Below are 25,980 nucleotides of genomic sequence, written 5' to 3' on the forward strand. Positions count from 1 at the left end.
GGCGCCCCCGGCACCACCGTTCATTCAAGCCGCAACGGGAACCCCCCCCCCCCGTCAACCCCCGGGTGCCCGCCCCCCCCGGGGGGCGCCCGGCCACCGGCTTTTCCGCAGGCCGTCAGGCGGTCAGGCCGACCTCGACCGGCTCGGCCTCGGACGGCAGCTCGATGTGCGCGCCCAGGTCGCGGAGCTTGTCCATGAAGTTCTCGTAGCCGCGGTTGATCAGGTCGATGCCGTGCACCGTCGAGGTGCCCTCGGCGGCCAGCGCCGCGATCAGGTACGAGAAGCCGCCGCGCAGGTCCGGGATGACCAGCTCGGCGCCGATCAGCTTGGACGGGCCGGAGACCACCGCGGAGTGCTTGAAGTTCCGCGCCCCGAACCGGCACGGGGTGCCGCCCAGGCACTCCCGGTACAGCTGGATGTGCGCGCCCATCTGGTTCAGCGCCCCGGTGAAGCCCAGCCGCGACTCGTACACCGTCTCGTGCACGATCGACAGGCCGGTGGCCTGGGTCAGCGCCACCACCAGCGGCTGCTGCCAGTCGGTCTGGAAGCCCGGGTGGACGTCGGTCTCCAGGGCGATCGCCTTGAGCTCGCCGCCCGGGTGCCAGAAGCGGATGCCCTGGTCGTCGATCTCGTAGGCGCCGCCGACCTTCCGGAAGGTGTTCAGGAAGGTCATCATCGGGATCTGCTCGGCGCCCCGGACGTAGATGTCGCCCTTGGTGGCCAGCGCCGCGCAGGCCCACGAAGCGGCCTCCAGGCGGTCCGGCAGCGCCCGGTGGGTGTAGCCGTCCAGCTCGTCCACGCCGGTGATCAGGATGGTGCGGTCGGTGCCCAGCGAGATGATCGCGCCCATCTTCTGCAGCACGCAGATCAGGTCGACGATCTCCGGCTCGATCGCGGCGTTGCGCAGCTCGGTGACGCCCTCCGCCAGCACCGCGGTCAGCAGCACCTGCTCGGTCGCGCCGACCGACGGGTACGGCAGCTCGATCTTGGTGCCGCGCAGCCGCTGGGTGGCGACCAGGTAGGTGCCCTGCGGGTGCTTCTCGATGGTGGCGCCGAACTGGCGCAGCACCTCGAAGTGGAAGTCGACCGGCCGGCCGCCGATGTCGCAGCCGCCGAGGCCCGGGATGAACGCGTGGCCGAGCCGGTGCAGCAGCGGGCCGCAGAACAGGATCGGGATGCGCGAGGAGCCGGCGTGCGCGTCGATGTCCGCCACGTTGGCGCTCTCGACGTGCGACGGGTCGAGGATCAGCTCGCCCTCCTCGTCGCCGGTGCGCACGGTGACCCCGTGCAGCTGCAGCAGGCCGCGGACGACCTTGACGTCCCGGATGTCCGGCACGCTGCGCAGTCTGCTGGGGCCCTGGCCGAGCAGTGCGGCGACCATGGCCTTGGGGACCAGGTTCTTGGCGCCGCGGATCTGGATCTCGCCTTCGAGCGGGTTTCCGCCGTGGACCAGCAGGACGTCGTCGGTCATCGTTCTCGCAATCCGGGTGCGCAGGGGAGGTTTTCGGCTGCGGAGCTGAGGGAACGGCCCTTCGCCACCTCATAGATGGTAGAGGGTGGGCGATTGGTTCCCGTGTGCCCTATTGGTGATCATGCTGTAAGGGGTGCTCCGCGGCACCGCCATTGGGCCGGACGGGTGGACGTGTCCCCGGCCCGCCGGCTGTCCGCGGCGGCCCGTCGGGGGGCATCATGGCAGGCATGGAAGCGGCCCCCTCGCTCACCGGCCGACTGCTCGTGGCGACGCCCGTGCTGACGGACCCGAACTTCGCCCGGTCGGTCGTCCTGCTGCTCGACCACGACGCCCAGGGGGCGCTCGGCGTGGTCCTCAACCGGCCCACCCCGGTGGACGTGGCCGCGGTGCTGGACGGCTGGGCGTCGCTCACCGGCGACCCCGCGGTGGTGTTCCAGGGCGGCCCGGTGGCGCTCGACTCGGCGCTGGCGATCGCCGTGGTGCCCGGCGAGGAGACCCACCCGGCGCCGCTGGGCTGGCGGCGGGTGCACGGCGCGATCGGCCTGGTCGACCTGGAGGCCCCGCCGCAGGTGCTGGCCGGGGTGCTCGGCGCGATGCGGGTGTTCGCCGGCTACTCCGGCTGGTCGCCCGGCCAGCTGGAGCGGGAGATCGCCGAGGGCGCCTGGTACCCGGTGGAGTGCGAGGCCGGTGACGTCTCCTGCATCGAGCCGGACCGGATGTGGCGATCGGTGCTGCGCCGGCAGCGCGGCCCGCTGGCGATGCTCGCCACCTACCCGGACGACCCCACCCTGAACTGACCGGCGGCCTCCTCCCGCATGGTGGCCGCCTTCCGGGCGGCCCCCATAGACTTGGCACCCATGAGCACTCTTGAGCCCGAGCGCGGCCTCGGCACCGGCACCCTGGTCGAGCCCGTCCCGCAGACTTCGCACGGGGACGGCGACCACGAGCGCTTCGCCCACTACGTCCAGAAGGACAAGATCATGGAGAGCGCGCTCTCCGGGTCCCCCGTGGTGGCGCTCTGCGGCAAGGTCTGGGTGCCCGGCCGCGACCCGAAGAAGTACCCGGTCTGCCCGATGTGCAAGGAGATCTTCGACGGGCTGAACAACCCGGGCGGGGACGACAAGAAGGACTGACCCGCACCTGCGGGAACGCCCCCCGAGTGGTCTATGCCAATCGGGGTCGATCGGGGCAGGATGAGGCGCATGGACCTCATCCCTGCCCCGTTGCACGTCCAGGCCCCCGACACCGCCGCCCCCTTCCGGCTGAACGCCGACACCCGGATCGCCGCCGCCCCCGGCACCGAGGGCGTCGCCCGCCGGCTGCGCGCCGACCTGTCCGCCGCCACCGGCTTCGACCTCGACCCCGCGCCCGCCGGGCAGGCCGCCGGCCTGGTGCTCGCCCTGGACGGGGCCCTCGCCGCCGAGGAGTACCGGCTGAGCGCCGGCACCGACGCCGTCCGGCTCACCGGCGGCAGCGCCGCCGGCCTCTCGCACGCCGCGCAGACCCTGCGCCAGCTGCTCGGCCCCGCCGCGTACCGCACCGCCCCGCTGCCCGGCGCGAGCTGGACGGTGCCCGCGGTGGAGATCCACGACGCGCCCCGGTTCGGCTGGCGCGGCGCACTGCTCGACGTCTCCCGGCACTTCATGCCCAAGGCCGGCGTGCTGCGGTTCATCGACCAGCTGGCCGCGCACAAGCTGAACGTCCTCCACCTCCACCTGACCGACGACCAGGGCTGGCGGATCGAGATCAAGCGCTACCCCGAGCTCACCGGGACCGGCGCCTGGCGTGAGCGCTCGATGGTCGGCTACCGGGCCGGCGGACGGCGCGACGACCAGCCGCACGGCGGCTACTACACCCAGGACGACCTGCGCGAGATCGTCGCCTACGCCGCCGCCCGGCACGTCACCGTCGTCCCCGAGGTCGACCTGCCCGGCCACAACCAGGCCGCCATCGCCGCCTATCCCGAGCTCGGCAACACCGACGTGGTCGACACCTCCGCGCTCGGCACCTGGACCGACTGGGGCGTCAGCGAGAACATCCTGAACCCCTCCGAGGACACCCTGCGGTTCTACGAGCACGTGCTGGAGGAGGTGCTGGAGATCTTCCCCTCCACCTTCGTCCACCTCGGCGGCGACGAGTGCCCCAAGGACCAGTGGAAGGCCAGCCCCGCCGCGCAGGCCCGGATCGCCGAACTCGGACTGAAGGACGAGTTCGAACTGCAGAGCCACGTCATCCGGCACTTCGACAGCTGGCTGGCCGAGCGCGGCCGCCGCCTGATCGGCTGGGACGAGATCCTGGAGGGCGGCCTCGCCCCCGGCGCCGCGGTCTCCTCCTGGCGCGGCTACGAGGGCGGCATCGCCGCCGCACGGGCCGGCCACGACGTGGTGATGTGCCCCGAGCAGCACGTCTACCTCGACCACCGGCAGGCCCCCGGCGACGACGAGCCGATCCCGGTCGGCTGGGTGCGCTCCCTGGAGGACGTCTACCGCTTCGAGCCCGTCCCGCCGCAGCTCGACGAGGCCGCCGCCCGGCACGTCATCGGCGCCCAGGCCAACATCTGGACCGAGTTCATGTGGGACGGCCGGGACGTCGACTACAAGGTGTTCCCGCGCCTCGCCGCGTTCGCCGAGGTCGCCTGGTCCGACCTGCCGCGCGACCCCGCCGCCCGCGACTGGGCCGGCTTCGAGGCCCGGATGGCCGGCCACTACCCGCGGCTGGACGCGCTCGGCATCGAGTACCGCCGCCCCGAGGGCCCGCGCCCCTGGCAGCGCAAGCCCGGCATCGTCGGCCGGCCGATCGAAGGCCGCCCCGGCGCCGGGCCCGCCGTCGGCTAGGCGCACCGGAACTCCGGACGCGGCCGCCTCGTCAAGACCAGGTGAACAACCGATCACCCGGACACCGACCCGGTCGCGTTCGCGTCCGGAGTTGTCCCGAGTTGGTCGGACCTGTCCGCGGCCCCGGAAATGATCAGCGGTCTTTGTGTGCCAGAGTTGCCCAACCCGCACCGATCGCCCGTACCCTACGGGCGGCAGGCCGCACTGCAAATGGAGCACGGTGGGAACCTGGTGAACCGGACGATCATGATGCCGGCCTCGGTCGACGAGGCGGTCGAAGCGCTGGCCGCCACCCCCGGGGCGGTGCCGGTGGCGGGCGCCACCGACCTGATGGAGGCCGTCAACGGCGGGCGGCTGCGGCCCGCCGCCCTGATCGGACTCGGCCGGATCACCGAACTGCGCGGCTGGCGCTACGAGGACGGCGGCACCGCCGTCCTCGGCGCCGGACTCACCCACGCCCGGATGGACCGCCCCGACTTCGCCGCCCTCATCCCCGCCCTCGCCGACGCCGCCCGCACCGCCGGCCCCCCGCAGGTGCGCAACGTCGGCACCCTCGGCGGCAACATCGCCACCGGCGCCCCCGCCGGCGACACCCTCCCGGTGCTCGCCGCCCTCGAAGCCACCGCCACCCTCGCCCGGCCCGGCACCGTCCGCGACGTCCCGATCAGCCACCTGCTCACCGGACTCGACCCGCTGCGCCCCGGCGAACTCCTCACCTGGGTACGGGTCCCGCTGCTGCACGCCCCGCAGGTGTTCCTCAAGTCCACCGGCCGCAGCGGCCCGTCCCGCGCCGCCGCCTCCGTCGCCCTCGTCCTCGACCCCGCCCGCCGCGGCGTGCGCTGCGCCGTCGGCGCCGTCGCCCCCGTCCCGCTGCGGCCGCTGGAGGCCGAGAGCTGGGTGGCCGGCTGCATCGACTGGGACGCCCGCGGCCAGGACGGCGCCGTCCTCATCGACCCCGCCGCACTCGCCGCGTTCGGCGAATACGTGGCCGGCGCCTGCGTCCCCGAAGGCACCGTGCCGGGCGAGGGGGCGGCCCAGACCGCCGCCCGCCTGCGGCGTACCGTAGCCGTGCTGGCCCGCCGGGCGTTGGGAAGGGCGCTGAAGTGACCGACGAACTGCTGAACCACCCCGGGGCGTTCCCGGGCGACGTGCGGCCCACCGCCTCGTACACGCTGCGCGTCAACGGCGTCGAACGGCCCGTCAGCGACGCCTGGATCGGCGAGAGCCTGCTGTACGTGCTGCGCGAGCGCCTCGGCCTGGCCGGCGCCAAGGACGGCTGCGAGCAGGGCGAGTGCGGGGCCTGCTCGGTGCAGGTCGACGGGCAGCTGGTGAACGGCTGCCTGGTGCCCGCCGCGCTCGCCGCCGACAGCGAGATCAACACCGTCGAGGGCCTGTCCGGCTCGGGCGGCGCCAGCGACGTCCAGCAGGCGCTCGCCGACTCCGGCGCCGTCCAGTGCGGCTACTGCACCCCCGGCATGGCGATGGCCGTCCACGACCTGCTGCAGCGCAACCACCGCCCCAGCGACATCGAGGCCCGCCAGGCGCTGTGCGGCAACCTCTGCCGCTGCACCGGCTACCGCGGCGCGCTGGCCGCCGTCCAGGCCGTCGCCGACGCCCGCGAGGCCGCCCTCGAAGCGGAACTCGACGCCGCCGAACAGGCCGCCGCCGCGGCGCCCGCCACCGGCGCGCCCGCCGCCGCCTCGCCCGCCGCCGAACCGGCCGCGGCGCCGCAGGCCACCGAGCAGTCCTTCGCCGACCTCGTGCTGGCCGGCGAGCTGCCGCTCTACGCCGACTCCGAACTCTGGCACGAAGCCGACCAGTTGATCCCCCCGCAGGCGCAGCCCGAGCCCGCCGCCGGCTACGCCCACCCGGCCGCCCCGGCCCCCGCCCCCGCCGGCTGGGAGCCCACCCCCGCCCACGGCACCGCGGCCGACGCCGCCGGCTACGGCACCCCGGCGCACGGCACCCCCTACCTGCCCACCCCGCCGCACGGCACCCAGCACCAGGACCCGGGCGGCTACGCCGGCACCCCCGCGCACGGCGTCCCGGCGCACGGAGCACCGCCGCACGGCACGCCTGCGCACGGCACCCCGGCGTACGGCACCCCGGCGTACGGCGTCCCGGTGTACGGCGTCCCGCACCAGGACCCCCAGGAGCAGGGCGTCTACGACGGCGCCCCGCCGCACGACACCCCGCCGCACGGCATCCCGCACCAGGACGCCGGGGCCTACGACGGCACCGTCTATGCCACCGACGGCCACGGACACCAGTACACCGGCTACGACGCCACCCCCGCCCACGGCATCAGGCTCCCCGAGGACGAGAACGCATGACCTCCGCCACCGAGCTGCCGGCGGCCGCCCCCGCGGACGACGAGACCGGCTCCACCGGACTCGGCAGCTCCCCGCTGCGCACCGACGCGCTCCCCAAGGCCCTCGGCATCTACCCGTACGCCGCCGACCTTTGGGCCGAAGGACTGCTCTGGGGCGCCGTGCTGCGCTCCCCGCACCCGCACGCCCGGATCGTCTCCGTCGACACCTCCGCCGCGCTCGCCGTCCCCGGCGTGCACGCCGTCGTCACCGCCGACGACCTGCCCACCGGTCCCGACGGCAGCCGGGACGGCGCCCCCGCCGGTCCCGTCGTCGCCGACCGGCCGGTGCTCGCCTCCGGCGTGGTCCGCCACCACGGCGAACCCGTCGCCGCCGTCGCCGCCGACCACCCCGACACCGCCCGGCTCGCCGCCGCCGCGATCCTGGTCGAGTACGAGGTCCTCGAACCCGTCACCGACCCCGAGGCCGCCTTCCACGCCCCGCCGCTGCACCCCGACGGCAACCTGCTGCGCCACCTGCCGCTGCGCACCGGCGACCCCGACGCCGTCGGCGAGGTCGTCGTCGAGGGCCTCTACCAGGTCGGCCGGCAGGACCCCGCCCCGATCGGCGCCGAGGCCGGCCTCGCCGTGCCCCGCCCCGACGGCGGCGTCGAACTGCACCTGTCCTCCACCGACCCGCACGGCGACCGCGACCGCACCGCCGCCTGCCTCGGCCTCGAACCCGACCGGGTCCGGCTCGTCGTCACCGGCGTGCCCGGCGCCACCAGCGACCGCGAGGACCTGTCCTTCCAGGTCACCCTGGCGCTGCTCGCGCTGCGCACCGGACGCCCCGTCAAGATGACCCTCACCCGCGCCGAGTCCTTCCAGGCGCACACCACCCGGCACCCCGCGCTGCTGCGCTACCGCCACCACGCCGACGCCGAGGGCCGGCTGGTCAAGGTCGAGGCGCAGATCCTGCTGGACGGCGGCGCCTACGCCGACGTCTCCGCCGAGGCGCTGGCCTCCGCCGTCGCGTTCTCCGTCGGCCCCTACACCTGCCCCAACGTCTTCGTCGACGCCTGGGCGGTGCGCACCAACAACCCGCCGGCCGGCCGGATGCGCGGCGAGGGCGCGCTGCAGACCTGCTTCGCGTACGAGTCGCAGCTCGACCAGCTCGCCAAGCAGCTCGGCGTCGACCCGCTGGAGATCCGCCGCCGCAACGCGATGTCCACCGGCGACCCGCTGCCCACCGGACAGGCCGTCACCTGCCCCGCGCCGGTCCAGGGCCTGCTCGACGCGCTCGCCGACTCCCCGCTGCCCGCCCTCCCGCTGGACGACCCGGAGGCCGACTGGCTGCTGCCCGGCGGCCCGGGCGGCGCCGGCGACCCCGGCGCGGTCCGGCGCGGCATTGGCTACGCCGTCGGCATGGTGCACATGCTCGGCGCCGAGGGCGAGGACGAGGTCGCCACCGCGACCGTCCGGGTCTCCGGCGACCACGCCACCGTGATCTGCGCCGCCGTCGACTCCGGACAGGGCTTCGCCACCCTCGCCCGGCAGATCGTCCAGTCCGTGCTCGGCGTCAGCGAGGTGTACATCGCGCCCGTCGACTCCGACCAGTCCGCGGCCGGCCCCGCCGCCCGCGGCCGGCACACCTGGGTCTCCGGCGGCGCGGTCGAACGGGCCGCGCTGATGGTCCGCCACCAGATGCTGCAGCCGATCGCCGCGGACTTCGGCATGTCCGTCGAACTGCTCACCATCAGCGACGGGAAGATCAGCTCGTACGACGGGGTGCTCGGGATGCCGGTCAGCCAGGCGCTCGAAGGCCGCGAACTGTGGGCGACCGCCCAGTGCCGGCCGCACCCCACCGAACCCCTCGACCCCGAGACCGGGCAGGGCGACGCCTTCGTCTCCATCGCGTTCTGCGCGATGCGGGCCGTCGTCGACGTCGACATCGAACTCGGCGCCGTCCGGGTCGTCGACATGACCGTCGCCCAGGACGTCGGCCGGGCGCTGAACCCCCGTCAGATCGAGAACCGCATCGAGGGCGCCGTCGCCCAGGGCGTCGGGCTCGCCCTGCTCGAGAACCTCCGCACCGAGCACGGCGTCCCCGTCAACGCCTCCCTCACCGGCTACCGCCTCCCCACCGCCCTCGACACCCCCGAGATCCGGATCGCCGCCCTCCTCGAGGAACGCGACGTGGTCGCCCCCTTCGGCGCGAAGGCCGTCAGCGCGGCCCCCGCCGTCGTCGCCCCCGCCGCCGTCGCCGCCGCCGTCCGCGCCGCCACCGGCCTCCCGGTCGGCCGCCTCCCCATCCTCCCGGAGGACGCCACCATCGCCTGACCCCGGCCTTCCGCCGCCCCGCACCCGCTACCATCCGATGGGCCCGGGCACCGGGGGGTGCGCGGGGAATCGGCCCGGGGGGATGTCGATGAGGTTGAGTGGGGCGCTGCGGATCTGCGGTGCCACGATTCTGGCGGGGGCGTCGCTGTTCGCCGCCGCGCCGGTGTCCGCGGCGGACCAGGTCCGGAACGACCAGTGGGCGAACTCGTACTTCGGCCTGGAGAGGGTGTGGTCGGTCAGCCGGGGAGCCGGAGTGACCGTCGCCGTGATCGACACCGGCGTGGACGCCTCGCACCCGGACCTCGCGGGATCGGTGCTCGCCGGCTACGACCCGAGCGGTCAGGGCCTCAGCACGAAGCCGACCGAGGCTCACGGCACCAAGATGGCGAGCCTGATCGCCGGCCACGGGCACGGGCCGGACGGCGTGGTCGGACTCGCGCCCGACGCGAAGATCCTCCCCGTCTACAAGGACGGCGCGGGCGGCACCGATGCCGTTCCCAAGGGCATCCGCTGGGCGGTCGACCAGGGTGCCAAGGTGGTGAACATCTCGCTGGGCGGCCCGGGCGCGCCCGGCTCGGACCCGGCGCTCACCGAGGCGGTCGGGTACGCCGTGAAGCACGATGCGCTCGTCGTCGGCCCGACGGGCAACAGCGGGCTCGGCTCGGTGGAGAGCCCGGCCAACGAGCCCGGAGTGCTCGCGGTAGGCGCGATCGACCGCAACGGGCGGATCTGGCCCCAGTCGAACTACGGCCCTCAGACGCTGATCTCCGCTCCCGGTGTCCGCATCGTCAGCGCCGGCGCCTGCGCGGGCAGCCGGTACTGCATCGGTGACGGCACCTCCGACGCGACCGCCTACGTGTCCGGTGCTGCGGCCCTGGTCCGGGCGAAGTACCCGAAACTGACGGCCGGCCAGGTGGCCGAGCGGCTGGTCGAGTCGGCCAAGCCACCCGCTGCACCGAAGGGCGGCAAACTGCCCGACCCGCACTACGGCTACGGGATCCTGTCGCCGTACGACGCCCTGACGAAGGACATCCCCGCCGGCCCGGAGCAGGGGCCGCTGGCCACGACCGCCGATGCACCCACCGGCCGAACTCCGGCGGACAGCGGCCCGTCGCCGGCGGGTGCCGGGCCGGCCGCCGCGGGGGAGATCGGGGATCCGTCGAAGTCCGCTCCGGGAGTCGGTGTCCTTCTCGCGGTCGGCGGGGGCTGCGCAGTCCTGCTGGTGGTCATCGTGCTCGTGGTCGCCAGGTCCCGCCGCCGTCCGGCACCCGGCTTCGCCCCGCCGCCCTACGCACCCGCGCCCGGTCGCCCGCCCGGCCCGCATCCGCAGTACGGCCCGCCCGCGCCGCCTGCACCGCACTGGCAGCACCCCGGGCAGCCGCACCAGCCGTACCGGAGTGGGCATCAATAGCCTTCCCTCCAAGGACGACAGCCGGACCTGGGAAGCGACCGTCCGCCGAGCCGGGCCCAGGTCCGGTGGGGCGAAATGTAGTTGGCTCGTCACCGGGGGTCTGCGCAGGGGCAGGGACGGGCGATACGATCGGACCGTCCTGCGTTCCGGGGGCGTTGCGAGAACGAACGGGCTGTCAATCGACTGACGGGGTATTGATGAGGCTGACCAGACTCACGCGTGCGCTCGGTACGGCCACGTTGACGGCGGGGTTCCTGTTTGCCGGACTGCCTGCCGCGTCGGCGGACCAGGTGCGGGACGCGCAATGGGCCAATCAGTACTTCGACCTCGAGAAGGTGTGGCAGGTCACCAAGGGCGACGGTGTGACCGTTGCCGTGATCGACACCGGCGTCGACGCCAGCCATCCTGACCTGACCGGCTCCGTCCTCAGGGGTTTCGACCCGGGCGGCCAGGGGCGCGATGCCAAGCCGACCGAGGAGCACGGCACCGGCATGGCGAGCTTGATCGCCGGCCATGGCCACGGAACTGACACGGGCATGGTCGGGCTCGCACCCGGAGTCAAGATCCTCCCCATCTACCGGGGGACGGCGACGAACGGGGACGCCATTCCGGACGGCATCAAGTGGGCAGTGGACCACGGTGCCAAGGTCATCAACATCTCCCAGGTCAGCTCCGGGGACGGTCGGGACGACCTGCCGGACGCCGTGGCCTACGCCATCAAGCACGGCGTCCTGGTCGTGGCGGGCAGCGGAAACGACGGTGGTGAAGTCCGCTCCCCGGCGAACATCCCCGGTGTCCTGGCGGTCGGCGCCGTGGACAAGAACGAACAGATCTGGCCGAAGTCGAACTACGGGCCCGAGGTGATGCTCACCGCGCCGGGCTCGGACATCGTCATGGCCGGTGTCGCGGGGCTCGGCTCGTGCAACAAGCAGTACTGCCTCGCCGACGGGACCTCCATCGCCACCGCCTACGTCTCGGCCGCTGCGGCCCTGGTGTACGCCAAGTTCCCCAACCTCACTCCGGGTCAGGTGGCGAACCGGCTGGTGAAGAGCGCCGCCGCGCCTGCCTCCGGAGGCAAGACGCCCGACCCCCACTACGGGTACGGCGTCATCCAGCCGTACGACGCCCTGACCAAGAACATTCCGACCGGAAGCGCGCAGGGGCCGCTCGGCGCGCCGTCCGGGTCCGCGCCCTCTGCCGGGGCTTCTGCTCCCGGCGATTCGCAGGGCGGCAGCTCGGGCAACGGCGGACTCGGTACTCCGGGCGCCGCACCGGAGTTGAAGCAGTCGTCCGGGGCGACCCCGATGATCATTGCGGCCGTCGGCGGCGTGCTCGTGCTGATCGTGGTGCTCATCGTGATCGTGGTGGTGAACAACCGCAGGCGTAGCCGCGCGCAGGCGGTCCAGCCTCCGGTCGGAGGTCCCGCGCCCTACGGCGCAGCACCCGGATGGCCTCCGGCGCAGCCGCCGTTCGGTCAGCAGGGCCCGCCGGGACAGCAACCGCCGCCGTACGGCTACCCGCCGCCGCAGCAGCCGTACAACAATCCGTACCAGGATGGCGGTCAGTCGCGTTGACGGTATGTCAGCGCACTGCGTGCACGCGATAGGATTGGACGCTCTGGCTGAACGGACAGCCCGTCGGTCGGAGTGCTACCACGGGGAAGTTTCGACACTCCAGGGGGAGAGGGCCTCGTGTCCGACGGATACAGCGTCAACCCAGCAGAGCTGGAGGCAGTCGTGAAGCGACTGCGGGCCCTCCAGCAGAACATCAGCACCTGCGGGACCAACACCAAGTACAAGACCGACATCACTCCGGATGCGTTCGGCGGCGACTTCGTCGAAGCCCGGGCACTGTACAGCGCCCACGGGAAGATGCAGGCGTTCCTGACTGAGACGATCTCGTCGATCGACGCACTGATCAACGAGTACGGCGACAAGACTCAGCTCGTCCATGACCGGTACATGGGTCGCGAGGACGACGGCCAGGCGACCATGAACCAGATTCAGGGGAGGTGAGCCCGACATGGCTTCGAAGACACGTTTCGACAGCTACGCCCTGATTCCGCTCAAGGGCATGGTCTCCAACTCGAGTCCTGAGCAGATCCGGGAAGTCGGACGGGCTTGGCAGAGCGTCCACGCGGAGCTGACGCAGGCCGCTGCGGACCTGCAGGCGGCGATCGAGCATGCGACGGCCAACTGGAGCGGTGCGGCGGCGCAGGGCTTCGCCGCGAAGGGCGCGCAGATTCAGCAGGGGATGGCCAACACGGCTGCCCACGCACAGAACACGTCTGCGGCGATGAACTACGCCGCGACGGCGCTGGCGCAGACCAAGTCGACCATGGCCCAGATCAAGGTCCCGACCTTCATGGACCGGGTCGGAAAGACGCTCAGCGACGGCTTCGCCAGTTCGGACGAGGGCTTCAAGCGCGACCTCGCTTCGGGCATGAATCGCATCGATGCGGTCAACAAGAACGCCCACGACCTGTCGGCCACCGAGGTTGCCCACCAGTACGCCATCGGCGTGATGGAGCACCTGGGGCCCCAGTACCTGGAAGCCGCGTCCTACCTGGACGGTGGCCCGAGCAGCATCACCGATCCGAGCAAGGGCTTCCCGCCCGACCCGCCGGCAACGATCTGCCCGCCGGGGCACACCCCGCCCAACGTGCCGATGCCGCAGTATCCCGAAGGCCACCCCAAGGACCTGCCCCCGCCCGGGTACGTGCCGGGGCATCAGCCGACGGTGCCGATGCCGGGGATTCCGCAGCCGACGGATCCGGGGCAGCACAAGGAGACGATCTACCCGGGGATCGATCCGTCGAGGCCGGTGACGCCTCCGTCGACCGGGCTTGACGGGTGGAAGCCGCCGGAGACCGGTGGCGGGCTGCCCGGGGTGCCCGGTGGCGGGTACCCGGGTGGGGTCGGAACGCTGCCCGGTCCGGGGACCGGTGGTGGCGGGACCGGCGGCGGTGGCATCGGTGGCGGTGGCATCGTGCCCGGCATCGGTGGCGGCGGCTACCTGCCCGGTGGCGGGTCCGGTGGCGGTCGTGCCGGTGGCGGTCGTACCGGCGGACTCGGGACCGGTGGTCTCGGGACCGGCGGCAGCGGCGCGGGCAAGGTCGGCGGTGCCGGCGGTGCCGCCGGTGCGGGCCGGGCCGGTGGTGCCGGGGCCGCGGGTGCGGGTGCCGGCGCGGGTGCCGCGGGTGGCCGTGGCGCGACGGGCGCCGGCGGCATGGGCGGCATGCACGGTGGCGGCATGGGCGGTGCCGGTGGCGCGAAGGGCGGCGGTGCCAAGGGCGGCAGCGGCCTGGTGCGCAAGGCCGGTGGCACGATCGGCGGCGCCAAGGCCGGCGGTGCCGGTGGCCGGGCGTTCACCGAGGGCGGCTCGGGCATCGGCAAGGGCCGGGGCACCGGACAGGGCGGTGCGGCCGGCATGCACGGCGCGCCGGGTTCCGGCGGCGCCAACCGGAAGAAGAAGAACGAGGGTCACCGTCCCGACTACCTGACCGAGGACGAGGAGACCTGGCGCGGTGGCACGGCGAACCCGCCGGTCATCGAGTAGCGGACAGGCGGTACGGCGGGCGTCGGTGCGGGTCCTGAGGACCCCGCCGGCGCCCGCCGCCGTTTCCGGGCCGGAACGGGGTGGGGTGCGGTGCGGCGCGGGGCAGAAAATTCGAGGGAAATTAAAAAACGGCAGCGGAATTCACCGGGCGCCGTGGTGCGGAAAATGGCGTCCGGTGAATTCCGGGGAGAGACCGTGACGGGAATCGAACCCGTGTAAACCGTTTTGCAGACGGTTCCCTGAACCACTCGGGCACACGGTCGTGAGAGGGTGCGCGCAGGCCTCGACGGGGCTGTCGGCGCAAGGGGGTTGCGGTCAGGCGCAACAGGAGAGGGAACACCGGCAGCCGGGACAGGGGGCACAGGTGCGGGGCGCTGCGAGGGCCACCGTCTTCCTGTTCATCGCCTTCTCCTGCCGTCCGTGGGGCTGCTCCGGTTCGTTCCGGTGAATTCACTATAGCGGGCGGCTTCGGTGCGGCGTCAATAGGCGGCGGTAATTCGCGGGGAATTTCGTGGCGCGGGGCTGTGCTACGGTCGGGAGCGAGGCGGGTGCTGGTGGCCCGTCCCGGACGAGGTGCGTCGTACCCGGTATGACAAGACGGCGCGGTAGGTGTTTCGACTACTGCGAGGAGTCCGTCGTCATGGCGTGGGTGGTTCTGATCGTGGCCGGTGTGCTGGAGACCGTCTGGGCGGTGGCGCTGGAGGCCAGCAAGGGGTTCTCGAGGCTGGTGCCGAGCCTGGTGTTCGCGGTGGCGCTCGCGCTGTCGATGGGCGGGTTGGCGTACGCGATGCGGTCGATCCCGCTGGGGACGGGCTACGCGGTGTGGGTCGGCATCGGCGCGGTGGGCACGGCGCTGTACGGGATGGCGGCGATGGGGGACGCGGTGAGCGCGGCCCGGATCACCTGTCTGGTGCTGATCATCGCCGGTGTGGTCGGCCTGAAGGCACTGCACTGAATCGGCCGAGGTCCTAGGCCTGCCGGGGGAGTCCCGTTCCGCCCGAAGGTCAGGATCAAAATGCCCTGACGGCACTTACCATATCGGGGTGACCACCACCTCCCAGGCCGAGACGGCAGCACCGCGCCCGATACCCGACGACCACGACGACGGCACCGGGGGAGTGCTCAGCGGCCCCTGGCGGGCGCTCACCCTGGGCATCGTCTCGGTGGTGCTGCTGCTGGCCTTCGAGGCGACCGCGGTGAACACCGCGATGCCGACGGCCGCCCAGCAGCTCGACGGCATCGGCCTGTACGCGTTCGCGTTCTCCGCGTACTTCACCACCACGCTGCTGGCGATGGTGGTCTCCGGGCAGTGGTGCGACCGGCGCGGACCGCTCGCGCCGCTGTTCAGCGGCATCGCGGTGTTCGCGGCCGGCCTGGTGACCGCCGGCACCGCCGTGAACATGTGGATGTTCGTCGCGGGCCGGGCGGTGCAGGGCCTAGGCGGCGGTCTGGTGATCGTCGCGCTGTACGTGGTGGTCGGCCGGGCGTTCCCGGAGCGGCTGCGCCCGGCGGTGTTCGCGGCGTTCTCGGCGGCCTGGGTGCTGCCGTCGATCCTCGGCCCGGTGATCTCCGGTGCCGTCACCCAGAACCTCGGCTGGCGCTGGGTCTTCCTCGCGGTGCCGGTGCTGGTCCTGCTGCCGCTCGCGGTGATGGGCCCGGCGCTGCGCCGCTCGGAGCGCCGCCAGCCGCCGCTGCGGGCGCAGCCGTACGACTGGCGGCGGACCCGGGACGCGGCGATGGTCGCGGTCGGTGCGGCGCTGCTGCAGTACGCGGGCCAGCGGCTGGACGGCTGGGCGCTGCTGCCCGCGGCGGCGGGAGCGGCGCTGATCGGTCCGGCGGTGCTGCGCCTGCTGCCGAAGGGGACGCTGCGGGCGGCCCGCGGCCTGCCGACGGTGATCCTGCTGCGCGGGCTGGCGGCGGGCGCGTTCTTCGCGTCCGAGCTGTTCATCCCGCTGATGATGCAGACCCAGCGCGGCCTGTCGGTGACGATGGCCGGTCTGACGCTGGCGCCGGGCGGACTGTCCTGGGCGCTCGGGTCGTGGTTGCAGGGCCGGCCGGGCGCGGAGCGGTACCGGGCGGCGATGATCCGCTACGGGTTCGTGCTGACCGCGGTGGCGATCGGCGGGGCGGCGCTGGTGCTGTTCGCGTCGGTGCCGGTGTGGGTGACGGCGGTGGCCTGGGCGGTCGGCGGGGTCGGCATGGGCCTGGCGATCGCCAGCATCAGCGTGCTGATGATGCGGCTGTCGGCGCCGGAGGAGACCGGGGAGAACTCGGCCGCGCTGCAGCTGAGCGACGCGCTGGGCAACGTGCTGCTGACCGGTCTGGCGGGCGTGCTGTTCGCGGCGCTGGGCGGTGGCGCGGTGAGCGCGGTGGCTCGGGACGCCGCGCTGCCGGCGGGGGCGTTCGCGGCGGTGTTCCTGACCATGCCGGCGGTGGCGCTGGTCGGTGCGGCGCTCTCCGGCCGGGCGACGGCGGCCCGGCCGAAGGGCTGACGGGCACCGTCGCCCGGCCGAGGGGCTGCCGGGCGGAGGACGGTCCCACCGCGGTCCGGCCGAGGGCTGACGGTTCGGCGCGCTACTTGCCGCCGGCCACGGGCGGGACGGACGGGCGGGCGGGTGCGGAGGCCGCGGCGCCCGTTCCGCCGAGGTAGCTGCGCCAGCCTTCGGCGGGGGCCTGGCCGGGGGTGAGGGCCTGGAGCTTCTTGAGCACGGCCGGGTCCTGCACCTCCAGCCATTCGACGAGCTGGCGGAAGGAGACCATCCGGACCTCGGGCTTGTCGGCGATCGCCTTCAGGGTCTCCTCGACGGCGTTCATGTAGATGCCGCCGTTCCAGCCCTCGAAGTGGTTGCCGATGATGAACGGGGCCCGGTTGCCGTTGTAGGCGCGGTCGAAGCCGGCCAGGTAGGAGTCCCGGGCCTGGGTCTGCCAGAAGGCTCGGCGGCCGGGGTCGCCCTTGGTGTTGTCGCCGGACTGGTTGTACATGATGTTGTAGTCCATCGAGAGCACCTGGAAGGTGTGCCCGGGGAACGGGATGGACTGCAGGGGCATGTCCCACAGCGCGCCGCCGGCGAACTTCTGCGGCCACATCTGCAGGCCGCCGGGGCCCGAACTGTCGTACTTCCAGCCGCGCTTGACGGCGGTGGGCAGCAGCCCGCGCTGGCCCTCCAGACAGGGGGTGCGGCCGCCGATCAGCTCCTTGCGGTAGTCGAAGGGGAAGGCCGGGAGGTCGGTGATGCCGGTGTTGGTCTTCCAGTTCATGACGAAGTCCATCGCCTGCTGGATCTCGCTGTCCCAGTCCTCGGGGGACCAGCGGCCGCCGCCGTTGGAGCCGCAGAAGTGCCCGTTGAAGTGGGTGCCGATCTCGTGGCCGTCCAGCCAGGCGGCGCTGATCTGCTCGATGGTGGCGCGGATGTGCTGGTCGCTCAGGTAGCCGATGTCGGAGGCGCCGACCGGGTGCTGCGGCGGGTGGTACATGGACTTCTTCGACTCGGGCAGGGTGTAGATGCCGGAGAGGAAGAAGGTCATGGCGGCGTTGTGGTCCTTGGCGAGCTGCCGGAACCGGCTGAACAGCCGGTCGTCGAGCTCGCCCGCGCCGTCCCAGGAGAACACCACGAACTGCGGGGGCTTCTGGCCGGGTTCGAGCGGTTCGGGGGTGGGCTGGTTGGGCTGCGGGCCGGTGTCGGAGGTGGAGCCGTCGCCGATCAGGGTGGCCGGGGGCTTGGGGACGGCGCTGCCGTTCGAGGTGAGGCCGTCGGCCTGGGCGGGCGGGGCGGCGCCCCCGCTCCCGGAGGTGCTCGCGCAGCCGGCCGCGAGGGTGGCGGCGGTCGCCGCACCGGCGGCCAGCAGCGACCTGCGGGAGAGGGCGTCCATGTCTCACATCCGTTCACCAGGGAGTCAGGGGAAGGCACCGGCCGGAGGGACGGTCCATCAGATGAAATGACTGATGCGTCGTCCGGGGGAGTCGGCCTCAGCATGGCACGGGCAGCCGCGCCACGCCGGGAAGCACGGCCCCGGGTACGGATGACCGGGGGACGCCGCAGCGGAACGGTCACCTGTTCGGCGCACCGGGTCGGAGCGGCACCGGCGCCCGGCAGGTGACCTGGCGTCAGATGGCAGGACCGGATCGGATCCTGGACACGGAGGTCGCACCCGCCGATGTGGCAGTCGCTGCTGGACGCCTACCGGGACCGGATCGTCGACACCGGACGGGAGCCGCTGTTCCTGCTGCTGCTCGGCCTGGTGCTGGCCTTCCTGTTCATCCGGATCAGCACCCGCCTGATCCGCGCCCAGGTCCGCTGGTGGCCCGGCAACGTCACCCCCGGCGGGCTGCACATCCACCACGTGGTGTTCGGCCAGGCCCTGCTGCTGATCTGCGGCGTCGCCGCGTTCGCGCTGCGCGGCGACGGCGGCGCCTGGTGGAACCTGCTCGGCTTCGGGTTCGGTGTCGGCTGCGGACTCGTGCTGGACGAGTTCGCGCTCGTCCTGCACCTCAAGGACGTCTACTGGTCCACCCAGGGCCGCACCTCGGTGGACGCCGTGATGCTCGCCGTGGCCACCATCGGACTGCTGCTGCTCGGCGAACTCCCGCTCGGCGGCTTCGCCCGCCACCCCGACGGGCCCACCCTGGCCGGGGCCGTCGTGCTGCTCGCCCTGGTGGTGGTCAGCCTGCTCAAGGGCAAGACCTGGACCGGGCTGCTCGGCATCATGCTCTGGCCGCTCGCCGTGGTCGGCGCCCTGCGGCTGGCCCGGCCGCAGAGCCCGTGGGCCCGCTGGCGCTACCGCTCCCGGCCCCGCCGCCTGGCCCGCGCCGAGCGGCGCGAGGAGCGCATCCACCGCCGCCTGGTGGCCGCCAAGACCACCGTCTACGACCTGCTGGCCGGCACCCCCGACGCCGACCTGGACCCCGCTGCCGCCGTGGGGCCGGCGCAGCCCGCACCGGCGCCGCCGCCCGCCGTCGAACCGCCGCCGCCCGCACCCTGGCGGCTGCGCTGCGCCGCGTTCGCCCAGTGGTACCTGCGGATCGCCACCGTCATCGACCTGCTCGGCGCGCTGGTCGCCCCGTTCCGCACCCAGGTCGCACGGGTCGACCGCGGCGAGTACTTCACGCCCGCGCTGGTCACCCCCGGCTTCACCACCGCGCTGCTGGCCGGGCTGCTCGCCGTCATGCTGCGCCGCCGCAAACGCGCCGCCTGGATCGCCGCGCTGGCCGTCGCCCTGGTGCACGCCGCGCTGTTCGCGCTGGCACTGGCCTTCCCCGAGTTCCGCGCCCACCCGTTCAACTGGGTGTCCGCCGCGCTCACCCTCGCGCTGCTGCTGGCCCTGCTGCTCGGCCGCCCCGTCTTCCGGGTCCGCGGCGGCCGCGGCAACCTGCCGCTGGCCGCCGCCGTCCTGCTGGCCGGCGGGGCGCTGCTCACCGGCCTCGGCGCGGCCGCCGTCCGGCTCGCGCACGCCGACGGCGAGCCGTCCTGGGGCGAGGCCGCCCGGTACGGGCTGCTGCGGCTGGTCACCCTGTCCGGCGTCGTCCGGGTCGGCGACGTGGACGTGCCGCGCTGGACCGACCTGACCCTCAACCTGCTCGGCACCGCTCTGCTGCTGCTCACCCTGCGGATCCTGCTGCGCTCCCCGCGCGGCGGCGAACGGCAGAGCCCCGAGGACGAGGCGGCGCTGCGCCGGCTGCTGGAGCGGCACGGCGACCGGGACTCGCTCGGCTACTTCGCGCTGCGCCGCGACAAGTCGGTGTGCTTCTCCGCCAGCGGCAAGGCCGCCGTCGCCTACCGGGTGGTCAACGGCGTCGCGCTGGCCTCCGGCGACCCGCTCGGCGACCCGGAGGCCTGGCCCGGGGCGATCGAGGAGTGGCAGCGGCAGGCCCGCGCGCACGCCTGGATCCCCGCCGTCACCGGCGCCGGCGAGCACGGCGGCACCGTGTACGCCCGGGTGGCCGGGCTGCGGGCGCTGCACCTCGGCGACGAGGCGGTGGTGGAGACCGCCGGGTTCACCCTCGACGGGCGGGAGATGCGCGGCCTGCGGCAGACCTGCAACCGGGTCGCCCGGGCCGGCTACCGGGTGGTGGTCCGCCGTCACCGCGACCTGCCCGCCGAGGAGTTCGCCGACCTGGTGCGGCTCGCCGACGCCTGGCGGCACGGCCGCACCGAGCGCGGCTTCTCGATGGCGCTCGGCCGGCTCGGCGACCCCGCCGACGGCGACTGCCTGCTCGCCGAGTGCCGCGACGAGGCCGGCCGGACCGCCGCCCTGCTGTCCTTCGTCCCCTGGGGCCCGGACGGGCTGTCGCTGGACCTGATGCGGCGCGACCGCGAGTCCGACAACGGGCTGGTCGAGTACACCGTGGTGCGGCTGCTCGAACAGGCCCGGGACGGCGGCCCGGCGGTGCGGCGGGTGTCGCTGAACTTCGCGATGTTCCGCGAGGTCTTCGAGGAACGGCTCGGCGCCGGACCGGTGCTGCGGCTGTGGCGCGGCGTGCTGCGGTTCCTGTCGCGCTGGTGGCAACTGGAGTCGCTGTACCGGGCCAACGCCCGCTACCGGCCGCACTGGGTACCCCGCTACGTGCTGTACGAGAAGGCCTCCGAACTGCCCGCGATCGGCGTCGCCAACGCGCTCGCCGAGGGCTTCCTGACCCGCCCCCGGCTGCGCCGCGGCCGCCGGGCGGACCGGACCTGACGGGCCGTCACCCGCGCGGTGCGCCGGGCGTGCCGGACCGGGCGGCGGTCGGTTGACTGGGCGGGACGGGTCGGCGCGGGCGGAGGATGCGGTGGTCGAGCGGGCGTGGGCCGGGGCGGCACTGGCCGCCGGGGCGATCGTGGCGGGCGCCCTGCTGCTGCACGGCGGGCTGGAGGGCGCGCTGCCCCCGGCGCCGGCCGCGGCGCAGGCGTACGACGGCACGCCGGTGGGGCCCGCGGTTCCGCCGCTGCCGCCGTCGCCGCCGGTGCGGATCCGGATCCCCGCGCTGGGCGTGGACGCCCCCGTGGCCCGGCTCGGCCTGGACGGCGAGGGGCGCCTGCAGCCGCCGCCCGAGGCGGACGGCAACCTGGCGGGCTGGTACCGCGACGGCGCGGCCCCCGGGTCGAGCGGTGCGGCCGTGCTGGCCGGGCACGTCGACACCGCGCACGGGCCGGCGGTGTTCTACCGGCTGGGCGCCCTGCACCGCGGCGACCTGCTGGACGTCGCCCGGGCCGACGGGTCCACCGCCTGGTTCCAGGTGGACGGCGTGGAGGTCTACCCGAAGCGGGACTTCCCCGACGCCAAGGTGTACGCGGCCACCCCGGACGCCCAGCTGCGGCTGATCACCTGCGGAGGCGGCTACACCCGCGAGGGCGGCTGGGACGGGAACCTGGTGGTGTACGCGCACCTGGTGCGCACCCAGCGCGCCTGACGGGCACCCGGCGGGCCCGCCGGCGCTCAGGCCAGCAGCTGGGCGAGCGCCCGGTCGCAGTCCTGGTGCCGCAGCTCCTGCCCCTCGGGTACCGCCAGGTGGCTGCGCCACAGGAAGCGGCGCAGGTCGTTGCGGGCGAACTGGAGCAGCGCGACGCCCTCCGGGGACCGCAGCTCGACCATGGTGCGCAGGCCGAACGCGGGCCGGATCCGGACGTCCCCCTCGCCGGCCGGCAGGTCCAGGCCGGCGGCGAGCAGCTGGCGGGCGAACACCCACTCGATCTCGGGCGGACACGGGTCCGCGGCGTCGACCGGGTCGTAGGGGTCGTACGGGTCGCGCGGCGCGTTCGGGTCGTACGGGTCGGGGTCGACGGCGTCCAGGGCGTACTCGGCGGGGAACGCCATCCGGACCGCCAGCGGGTCGTCGCAGCGGTAGCGCAGGGTGACCCGCAGCAGGGCGGAGCGGTGGGTACCGAGGATCAGTCGGGCTTGGACGGTCTGGGCTACCGGTGCGGGCGCTGCGGTCACGACGGTTCCTCCGGGGTGTGGGGGTCTGCGGGGTGCGACCGGTGTCGCCTCCCGTGACGGAAGAGTCGGAAGAGCGGGAGCGATTACACCGGTTTTGGGGCCCTTTCGAGTGATCTGCGCCACAGGACGAGGGGATGAACCGGGCATTTCGGGTGACGGGTGCGGGCCGCGGGAGGGTGCGCGCCGGATCGGGCCGCAGCGGCCGGCCGTGCCGGGTGAAGGTGCGGTGACGGCCGCGCGGGGGGAGTGGGACGCGCGCCACAGGGGCGTGCCGTCGCCGCGGTCCGGGCTCCGGAAGGAGCTAGGCTGGGCGGGTTCCACGACCGCCCGCCGACCGCGGGAGACGGGCCTCGCACAGGCCCTGACCTGCGACGACCCCGTTCGGAGACCGTGACTACCGCCGCCTCCTCTGCGATGGCCCCGCTGTTCTCGCACGCCGACAGCGCCCACCCGCGACCCACCGGAACCTCCGCCGCCGCGCACCTCTCCCCGGCCTTCCCCGGCCGCGCCCCCTGGGGCACCGCGGGCCGGCTCCGCGCCTGGCAGCAGGGCGCCCTGGAGAAGTACATCGAGAAGCAGCCCCGGGACTTCCTCGCGGTCGCCACCCCGGGCGCCGGCAAGACCACCTTCGCCCTGACCCTGGCGTCCTACCTGCTGCACAACCACCTGGTGCAGCAGATCACCGTCGTCGCCCCCACCGAGCACCTGAAGAAGCAGTGGGCCGAGGCCGCCGCCCGGATAGGCATCCGACTGGACCCGGCGTACTCCTCGGGCCCGCTGTCGAAGGACTACCACGGCATCGTGGTCACCTACGCGGGCGTCGGCGTCAACCCGATGCTGCACCGCAACCGCACCGAGGCCCGCAAGACGCTGGTGATCATGGACGAGATCCACCACGCCGGCGACTCGAAGTCCTGGGGCGAGGCCTGTTTCGAGGCGTTCGAGCCCGCCACCCGCCGACTGGCCCTCACCGGTACGCCGTTCCGCTCGGACACCAACCCGATCCCGTTCGTCACCTACGACGCGGGCAGCGACGGCATCCGCAAGTCCGTCGCCGACTACACCTACGGCTACGGGCACGCGCTCGCCGACCACGTCGTGCGGCCGGTGATCTTCCTCAGCTACTCCGGCAACATGCGCTGGCGCACCAAGTCCGGCGACGAGCTGGAGGCCCGGCTCGGCGAGCCGATGACCAAGGACCTGATCGCCCAGGCTTGGCGGACCGCGCTGTCCCCGCAGGGCGAGTGGATCCCCGCCGTACTGCAGGCCGCCGACCGGCGGCTGACCGAGGTCCGCAAGGGCATCCCGGACGCCGGCGGCCTGGTGATCGCCACCGACCAGACGGTGGCCCGCGCCTACGCCAAGATGCTGCGCGAGATCACCGGCGAGAAGGTCACCCTGGTGCTCTCGGACGAGACCGAGGCGTCCAAGCGGATCTCGGACTACGCCGAGGGCACCTCGCGCTGGATGGTCGCGGTCCGCATGGTGTCCGAGGGCGTCGACGTGCCCCGGCTGTGCGTCGGCGTGTACGCCACCTCGATCTCCACCCCGCTGTTCTTCGCCCAGGCCGTCGGCCGCTTCGTGCGTGCCCGCAAGCGCGGTGAGACCGCCTCGGTGTTCCTGCCGACCATCCCGATGCTGCTCGGCTTCGCCAACGAGATGGAGCTGCAGCGCGACCACGTCCTGGACCGCCCCAAGAAGGAGGGCGAGGGGCTGTTCGACGAGGAGGACCGGCTGCTGGCCGAGGCCGAGAAGGCCAACGACGGGCCGGACACCGGCGGCGAGGAGTTCTCCTACGAGGCGCTGGGCAGCGAGGCGGTCTTCGACCGGGTGCTGTACAACGCCATGGAGTTCGGCATGCAGGCGCACCCGGGCAGCGAGGAGGAGGAGGACTACCTCGGCATCCCGGGCCTGCTCGAACCCGACCAGGTGCAGATGCTGCTGCAGAAACGTCAGCACCGGCAGATCCAGCGCTCCAAGGCCCGGCCCGCCGAGGAGGCCGACCTGATCGAACTGCCCGCCGAGCAGCGGCCGGTGGTCACCCACCAGGAGCTGCGGGAGCTGCGCAAGGAGCTGAACGCGCTGGTCGCCGCCTGGCACCACCGCACCAACCAGCCGCACGGCACCATCCACAACGAGCTGCGCCGCCAGTGCGGCGGGCCGCTCACCGCGCAGGCCACCGCCAACCAGTTGAAGGCGCGGATCGGCCGGATCCGGGAGTGGGCGACCCAGGGTTGACGGAGAGTCACGCAGGTCGCTGACGGGGCGTCGGATTCTTTCAAGGTCCGGCAAAGAAAGTGTGCAGACGGGAAGGCTGATCATCCGCTAATCTTCCGCATGCCGGTGCTGGGGGGCCATCACGCGTGGTGCACCCTCGGCATGCGGAAAACCTGCCGATGCCGTCCCGTCCGACGCTCCGGCCCCACCCCGAACGAGGAGCCCACGGTGGCGTACCCCAACCAGAACCCCGAGCTGTCCGACAAGTCCAAGATCGTTGCCGGTGTCCTGCAGATCCTGCTCGGCGGCCTCGGCATCGGCCGCTTCTACACCGGCCACATCGGCATGGGCATCGCCCAGCTGCTCACCTGCGGCGGCTTCGGCATCTGGGCCCTGATCGACGGCATCATCTTCCTGGTCAGCGACGACCGCACCGACGCCCAGGGCCGCAAGCTGCGCGGCTGACCTTGCGCACCGAGGCGAACGGCCGGCGCCCCCGACCCGCGGACACCCGCGGCGGGGGTGTCGGCCGTTCGCCGTTCGCGCCGCTGCGGCACCCCGCCGCCGGCCCGCTCGGCCTGCTCGCCGCCGGCCTGGCCGGCGCCGCCTGGCTGTACACCCGCGACCCGCACCGGGCGGGGCAGGTGCTGCCGTTCTGCCCCTGGCGCCGGGTGACGGGCCTCCAGTGCCCCGGCTGCGGCGGCACCCGGATGGCGTGGGACCTGCTGCACGGCGACCTGCTCGCCGCCTGGCACGACAACGCCGCGCTGCTGCTCGCCCTCCCGTTCGTCGCCGCCTGGTGGGTCGTCCGGCTGCGCCACGGGCTGGCCGGCCGGCACTGGCGGCTGCGGCTCGGCCCGCGAGGGGTCGCCGCGGTGCTCACCGCCGCCGTGCTCTGGACCGTCGGCCGGAACCTGTTCTGACGTCCCCCGGCGGAGGGGGCGCTGTCCGGCTACCGGTCAGATATCGAACACCAGAGCGGTGGAGGCTGTGCTTTTGCCGCTCTTGTCCGTTTTTTCATCGCGACTTTCCAACGATGTGGACCGGATTTTGAACAACCACTTCCCCAGCGCACCTCCTGTTCACTAGCGTCTCCCCAACTCGTCCGGGCCCCACCCATCGGCCCGGCCGGGCAACCGCGGAGCCCTGCAACCGGCGTACCTCGCCGAGGCCGGACTCCCACGCCGTCCACCCCTCTGGCGTGTGATCAATTCCGGTGCGCCCCACGGCAGTTGTGCCGTAGGGTCGGACTCGCCGCGGAAAGGACCTGGCGTTCGTGACTGCTGAGACCTCCCAGACCCTGGACAGGGGTGTCCGGGTACTGAAACTGCTCGCCGACTCCGAGCGCGGGCTGACGGTGACCGAGCTGGCCGCCCGGCTGGCCGTCAACCGCACGGTCGTGTACCGCCTGCTGGCCACCCTGGAACAGCACGGGCTGGTCCGCCGCGACATCGGCGGCCGTGCCCGCGTCGGCCTCGGTGTGCTCCGCCTCGCCCACCGGGTGCACCCGCTGCTGCGCGAAGCCGCGCTGCCCGCGCTGCGCTCGCTCGCCGAGGACCTCGGCGCCACCGCCCACCTCACCCTGGTCGACGGCAACGAGGCGCTCGCCGTCGCCGTGGTCGAACCGACCTGGACCGACTTCCACGTCGCCTACCGCACCGGCCTGCGCCACCCGCTCACCGAGAGCGCCGCCGGCCGCGCCATCCTGGAGGCCCGCGCCTTCCCCGGCCAGCGCCGCCCCGAACAGGGCTTCGTGATCACCCGCGCCGAGGAGCAGTCCGGTGCCAGCGGCGCCGCCGCCGCACTGATCGGCCTGAGCGGCATCGAGGGCAGCGTCGGCGTGGTGATGCTCAACGGCCTGGTGCCCGAGCGGGTCGGCCCGCGCGTGGTGGAGGCCGCCACCGAAGTCGCCGACGCGCTGCGCTGA

General features: G+C 73.6%; 21 protein-coding genes, 1 tRNA gene and 1 riboswitch. Of the genes, 18 read left to right on the plus strand and 4 right to left on the minus strand.

Features of this window, described 5'->3' with window-relative positions; all coding sequences use genetic code 11:
- Positions 1 to 115: 115 nt before the first annotated feature.
- On the minus strand, positions 116 to 1,471 hold the full coding sequence (gene murA, locus ACFV1L_RS02755; protein WP_380362254.1) for a UDP-N-acetylglucosamine 1-carboxyvinyltransferase: 1,356 nt from the start codon (positions 1,469 to 1,471) through the stop codon (positions 116 to 118).
- A gap of 218 nt (positions 1,472 to 1,689) precedes the next feature.
- On the opposite strand from murA, the gene ACFV1L_RS02760 reads away from it, so the two are divergent.
- The 10 genes from ACFV1L_RS02760 (at position 1,690) to ACFV1L_RS02805 (ending at position 13,922) form a co-directional block, all read left to right on the plus strand.
- Complete coding sequence (locus ACFV1L_RS02760) at positions 1,690 to 2,268, plus strand: YqgE/AlgH family protein (RefSeq protein WP_380362255.1); 579 nt, start codon at positions 1,690 to 1,692, stop codon at positions 2,266 to 2,268.
- A 60-nt stretch (positions 2,269 to 2,328) separates the two neighbouring features.
- Positions 2,329 to 2,604, plus strand: a complete 276-nt coding sequence (locus ACFV1L_RS02765; protein WP_030459614.1) for a DUF3039 domain-containing protein — start codon at positions 2,329 to 2,331, stop codon at positions 2,602 to 2,604.
- 69 nt (positions 2,605 to 2,673) lie between these two features.
- Positions 2,674 to 4,305: a beta-N-acetylhexosaminidase gene (locus tag ACFV1L_RS02770; protein WP_380362257.1), complete on the plus strand. Its 1,632-nt coding sequence runs from the start codon at positions 2,674 to 2,676 to the stop codon at positions 4,303 to 4,305.
- Positions 4,306 to 4,515: 210 nt separating this feature from the next.
- Positions 4,516 to 5,412, plus strand: coding sequence for an FAD binding domain-containing protein (locus tag ACFV1L_RS02775; protein WP_380362258.1), 897 nt, complete (start codon positions 4,516 to 4,518; stop codon positions 5,410 to 5,412).
- A complete protein-coding gene (locus tag ACFV1L_RS02780) occupies positions 5,409 to 6,638 on the plus strand; it encodes a 2Fe-2S iron-sulfur cluster-binding protein (RefSeq protein ID WP_380362259.1) in 1,230 nt (409 codons plus the stop codon). Before ACFV1L_RS02775 ends, ACFV1L_RS02780 begins: the two co-directional genes overlap by 4 nt.
- Complete coding sequence (locus tag ACFV1L_RS02785; RefSeq protein ID WP_380362261.1) at positions 6,635 to 8,953, plus strand: xanthine dehydrogenase family protein molybdopterin-binding subunit; 2,319 nt, start codon at positions 6,635 to 6,637, stop codon at positions 8,951 to 8,953. Before ACFV1L_RS02780 ends, ACFV1L_RS02785 begins: the two co-directional genes overlap by 4 nt.
- A gap of 88 nt (positions 8,954 to 9,041) precedes the next feature.
- The gene (locus tag ACFV1L_RS02790) at positions 9,042 to 10,364 is read left to right on the plus strand and encodes a S8 family serine peptidase (protein WP_380362262.1); all 1,323 of its coding nucleotides are present in this window, start codon (positions 9,042 to 9,044) and stop codon (positions 10,362 to 10,364) included.
- 197 nt (positions 10,365 to 10,561) lie between these two features.
- On the plus strand, positions 10,562 to 11,938 hold the full coding sequence (locus tag ACFV1L_RS02795) for a S8 family serine peptidase (RefSeq protein ID WP_380362264.1): 1,377 nt from the start codon (positions 10,562 to 10,564) through the stop codon (positions 11,936 to 11,938).
- A 117-nt stretch (positions 11,939 to 12,055) separates the two neighbouring features.
- Positions 12,056 to 12,379, plus strand: a complete 324-nt coding sequence (locus ACFV1L_RS02800) for a hypothetical protein (protein ID WP_380362265.1) — start codon at positions 12,056 to 12,058, stop codon at positions 12,377 to 12,379.
- Positions 12,380 to 12,386: 7 nt separating this feature from the next.
- Positions 12,387 to 13,922: a WXG100 family type VII secretion target gene (locus ACFV1L_RS02805; protein WP_380362266.1), complete on the plus strand. Its 1,536-nt coding sequence runs from the start codon at positions 12,387 to 12,389 to the stop codon at positions 13,920 to 13,922.
- A gap of 190 nt (positions 13,923 to 14,112) precedes the next feature.
- On the opposite strand, the gene ACFV1L_RS02810 is transcribed toward ACFV1L_RS02805, so the two are convergent.
- A tRNA-Cys gene (locus ACFV1L_RS02810) sits at positions 14,113 to 14,184 on the minus strand.
- 278 nt (positions 14,185 to 14,462) lie between these two features.
- Positions 14,463 to 14,529, plus strand: a riboswitch (guanidine-III (ykkC-III) riboswitch).
- A gap of 33 nt (positions 14,530 to 14,562) precedes the next feature.
- On the opposite strand from ACFV1L_RS02810, the gene ACFV1L_RS02815 reads away from it, so the two are divergent.
- A complete protein-coding gene (locus tag ACFV1L_RS02815) occupies positions 14,563 to 14,877 on the plus strand; it encodes a DMT family transporter (RefSeq protein WP_380362268.1) in 315 nt (104 codons plus the stop codon).
- Between the two features lie 88 nt (positions 14,878 to 14,965).
- Entirely contained in the window at positions 14,966 to 16,414 is a 1,449-nt protein-coding gene (locus ACFV1L_RS02820; protein ID WP_380362270.1) for an MFS transporter, read from the plus strand.
- Positions 16,415 to 16,496: 82 nt separating this feature from the next.
- On the opposite strand, the gene ACFV1L_RS02825 is transcribed toward ACFV1L_RS02820, so the two are convergent.
- Complete coding sequence (locus ACFV1L_RS02825; protein ID WP_380362271.1) at positions 16,497 to 17,792, minus strand: hypothetical protein; 1,296 nt, start codon at positions 17,790 to 17,792, stop codon at positions 16,497 to 16,499.
- A 285-nt stretch (positions 17,793 to 18,077) separates the two neighbouring features.
- Here ACFV1L_RS02825 and ACFV1L_RS02830 point away from each other — a divergent pair, with 285 nt between their 5' ends.
- Together ACFV1L_RS02830 and ACFV1L_RS02835 are read left to right on the plus strand one after the other, a co-directional pair.
- Positions 18,078 to 20,597: a phosphatidylglycerol lysyltransferase domain-containing protein gene (locus ACFV1L_RS02830; protein WP_380362272.1), complete on the plus strand. Its 2,520-nt coding sequence runs from the start codon at positions 18,078 to 18,080 to the stop codon at positions 20,595 to 20,597.
- A 91-nt stretch (positions 20,598 to 20,688) separates the two neighbouring features.
- Positions 20,689 to 21,309 carry a class F sortase gene (locus ACFV1L_RS02835; RefSeq protein ID WP_380362274.1) on the plus strand — a complete coding sequence of 207 codons (621 nt, stop codon included), beginning with the start codon at positions 20,689 to 20,691 and terminating at the stop codon, positions 21,307 to 21,309.
- Positions 21,310 to 21,335: 26 nt separating this feature from the next.
- Here ACFV1L_RS02835 and ACFV1L_RS02840 read toward each other — a convergent pair whose 3' ends face one another.
- On the minus strand, positions 21,336 to 21,836 hold the full coding sequence (locus ACFV1L_RS02840) for an SsgA family sporulation/cell division regulator (protein ID WP_380362275.1): 501 nt from the start codon (positions 21,834 to 21,836) through the stop codon (positions 21,336 to 21,338).
- A gap of 414 nt (positions 21,837 to 22,250) precedes the next feature.
- Here ACFV1L_RS02840 and ACFV1L_RS02845 point away from each other — a divergent pair, with 414 nt between their 5' ends.
- The 4 genes from ACFV1L_RS02845 (at position 22,251) to ACFV1L_RS02860 (ending at position 25,980) form a co-directional block, all read left to right on the plus strand.
- A complete protein-coding gene (locus ACFV1L_RS02845) occupies positions 22,251 to 24,074 on the plus strand; it encodes a DEAD/DEAH box helicase (protein ID WP_380362505.1) in 1,824 nt (607 codons plus the stop codon).
- 207 nt (positions 24,075 to 24,281) lie between these two features.
- Positions 24,282 to 24,518, plus strand: a complete 237-nt coding sequence (locus ACFV1L_RS02850) for a TM2 domain-containing protein (protein WP_380362277.1) — start codon at positions 24,282 to 24,284, stop codon at positions 24,516 to 24,518.
- Positions 24,519 to 24,601: 83 nt separating this feature from the next.
- A complete protein-coding gene (locus tag ACFV1L_RS02855; protein WP_380362507.1) occupies positions 24,602 to 24,976 on the plus strand; it encodes a DUF2752 domain-containing protein in 375 nt (124 codons plus the stop codon).
- A gap of 353 nt (positions 24,977 to 25,329) precedes the next feature.
- Entirely contained in the window at positions 25,330 to 25,980 is a 651-nt protein-coding gene (locus tag ACFV1L_RS02860) for an IclR family transcriptional regulator (RefSeq protein WP_380362279.1), read from the plus strand.

Origin of the sequence: Kitasatospora sp. NPDC059646 (assembly GCF_042734615.1) — a bacterium.
Lineage (GTDB): Bacteria > Actinomycetota > Actinomycetes > Streptomycetales > Streptomycetaceae > Kitasatospora.